Raw genomic sequence first — 2557 nt, forward strand, 5'->3', positions numbered from 1 at the left:
GCGGCGCCCAGCATCGCCTTGCCCTCCCCACCCGGTCTCCGCTTCGCTCCGACCACCCTCCCCGGGGCGGGGAGGGAGAGGCGTCGCGTCATGGTTCAAAAGAAAAAAGGGGCGGGCCTTTCGACCCGCCCCTCATCCTTCAATCCGTCGACCGGCTCAGGTCGTCGGCACGGCCGCCGCGACCGGGGCCTCGACCTCGGTCCCATCCGACACCGGCGTCACCGGCACCGAGACCGACGGCCCGGCGTTGGGGAAGTTGTTCTCGTCGCGGTTCGGCGCGACGCCCTTCTCCAGCAGGTCCTTGATCTCCTCGCCCGACAGGGTCTCGTACTCCAGCAGGGCCTGGGACAGTTTCTCGTGGTCGCCGGCCTTTTCGGTCAGGATGCGGCGCGCCTCGTCCCAGCCTTCGGTGACCAGGCGCTTGACCTCTTCGTCGATGATCCGGGCCGTCTCTTCCGAGACGTTCTGACTGCGCGCGACCGAGTGACCCAGGAACACCTCTTCCTGGTTCTCGCCATAGGCCACGGTGCCCAGCTTGTCCGAGAAGCCCCAGCGCGTGACCATGGCCCGCGCCAGCTTGGTCGCCTGCTGGATGTCCGAGCTGGCGCCCGAGGTGATGTTCGCCTTGCCGAAGATCAGCTCCTCGGCCACCCGGCCGCCGGCCATGATGGCGATCCGGTCGATCATCTGCTGGTATTTCATGGAATAGCGGTCGCCTTCCGGCAGTTGCATCACCATGCCCAGGGCTCGGCCGCGCGGGACGATGGTCGCCTTGTGCACCGGATCGGCCATCTTGACGTTGATGGCGACCAGGGCGTGGCCGGCCTCGTGATAGGCGGTCATGCGCTTCTCTTCCTCGTTCATGGCCATGGATTTGCGCTCGGCGCCCATCATGACCTTGTCCTTGGCGTCCTCGAAGTCGCGGTGGGTGACCATCCGGCGGTCCTTGCGGGCCGCCATCAGCGCCGCCTCATTGACCAGATTGGCCAGGTCGGCGCCCGAGAAGCCGGGGGTGCCGCGCGCCAGCGTCTTCACATTGACGTCGGCGGCCAGCGGTACGTCCTTCATGTGCACGCGCAGGATCTTCTCGCGGCCCATCACGTCCGGGTTCGGCACCACGACCTGACGGTCGAAGCGGCCGGGACGCAGCAGCGCCGGGTCCAGCACGTCCGGACGGTTGGTCGCCGCGATCAGGATGATGCCTTCGTTGGACTCAAAGCCGTCCATCTCGACCAGCAGCTGGTTCAGCGTCTGCTCGCGCTCGTCGTTGCCGCCGCCCAGGCCGGCGCCGCGGTGGCGACCGACGGCGTCGATTTCATCGATGAAGATGATGCAGGGCGAGTTCTTCTTGGCCTGTTCGAACATGTCGCGCACGCGGCTGGCGCCGACGCCCACGAACATCTCGACGAAGTCCGAGCCGGAGATCGAGAAGAAGGGCACGCCCGCCTCGCCCGCCACCGCGCGCGCCAGCAGCGTCTTGCCGGTGCCGGGAGGGCCGACCAGCAGCGCGCCCTTGGGGATCTTGCCGCCCAGACGCTGGAACTTGCCAGGGTCTTTCAGGAAGTCGACGACCTCCTGCAGTTCGTCCTTGGCCTCGTCCACGCCGGCGACGTCGTCAAAGGTCTTGCGGCCCTTGTGCTCGGTCAGCAGCTTGGCCTTGGACTTGCCAAACCCCATGGCCCCGCGCGCGCCGCCCTGCATCCGGTTCATGATGAAGAACCACAGGCCGATCAGCAGCGCGAACGGCAGGATGCCGATCAGCAGGCTGACCCACCACGACTGACGCACCGGCTTGATTTTCACCTCGGCGCCCGAGGCGCGGATGCGTTCGATCAGGGTGTCGTTCTGGAACGGGGTGGTGGTGGCGAACTTCTTGTCGTCCTTGGTCACGCCGGTCAGGTTCTCGCCGTGGATCTCCACCGACTTGATCTGGTTCGCATCGGTGGCGGCGACCAGTTGGGAATAGGTGATCGGCTCGGGCTTGCCCGCGGCGGCCCCCTTGGCCGGGTTCATCGCCCCGCCCTGGCTGATAGCCGCATAGACGGCCAGCACGCCCAGCAGGATCACGCTCCCCATCGCCAGATTACGCAGGTTCATTCGGGTCCTCGGTCGTTCGGCGGAGCGGAGCGCCCGGCCGGTCGTTGTTCAGCGTTCCGCAGAAAATAGGTCGTTCGGAGGCGATGCGCCATGCGCCGCGTCCGTCAGATCGTCTTCATGCGTCGTTTCGTCCGTCGCCAGCCCCAGTCTTTGCCCGACCAGGGCCCGCACCTTGGCCCTGCGCCATGCAAGAACCGGCCCGTCCGCATCGTCCCGCATCAGGACCGGAAGGCCGCGCCGCGCCGCCGCGGGCACGCCCTGCAACGCCCGCCGATCCGCCGGGTTCAGCCCCGCCAGCCGCCCGGCCGCGGGCGCCACGCGCCAACCCGGCCGATCCGCAGTGATCTCGAACCGCCCGTCCCACACGACCGCCTCGCCGGGGATCAGCGCCGTCGTCGGCTCGCCCCGCCGCCCATACTCCCCCGCCTCGCGCATCAGCCGCACCACCGCGCCCTGCGCC

At 68.1% G+C, this 2557-nt stretch carries 1 protein-coding gene and 1 pseudogene; both read right to left on the minus strand.

Annotated features, from left to right (window positions below):
• Positions 1-156: 156 nt before the first annotated feature.
• Positions 157-2097 (minus strand): ATP-dependent zinc metalloprotease FtsH, encoded by a 1941-nt coding sequence (gene ftsH, locus EON91_RS14185; protein ID WP_292096016.1) that lies wholly within the window; start codon positions 2095-2097, stop codon positions 157-159.
• Positions 2098-2145: 48 nt separating this feature from the next.
• A pseudogene (locus EON91_RS14190) lies at positions 2146-2557 on the minus strand (hypothetical protein); the annotation flags it as partial.

Source organism: Brevundimonas sp., from assembly GCF_004210735.1.
Classification (GTDB): Bacteria; Pseudomonadota; Alphaproteobacteria; order Caulobacterales; family Caulobacteraceae; genus Brevundimonas.

Bases quoted from the DNA above. Each gene is read 5' to 3' on its own strand.
- ftsH (WP_292096016.1), bottom strand. From the start codon at position 2,097: ATGAACCTGCGTAATCTGGCGATGGGGAGCGTGATCCTGCTGGGCGTG.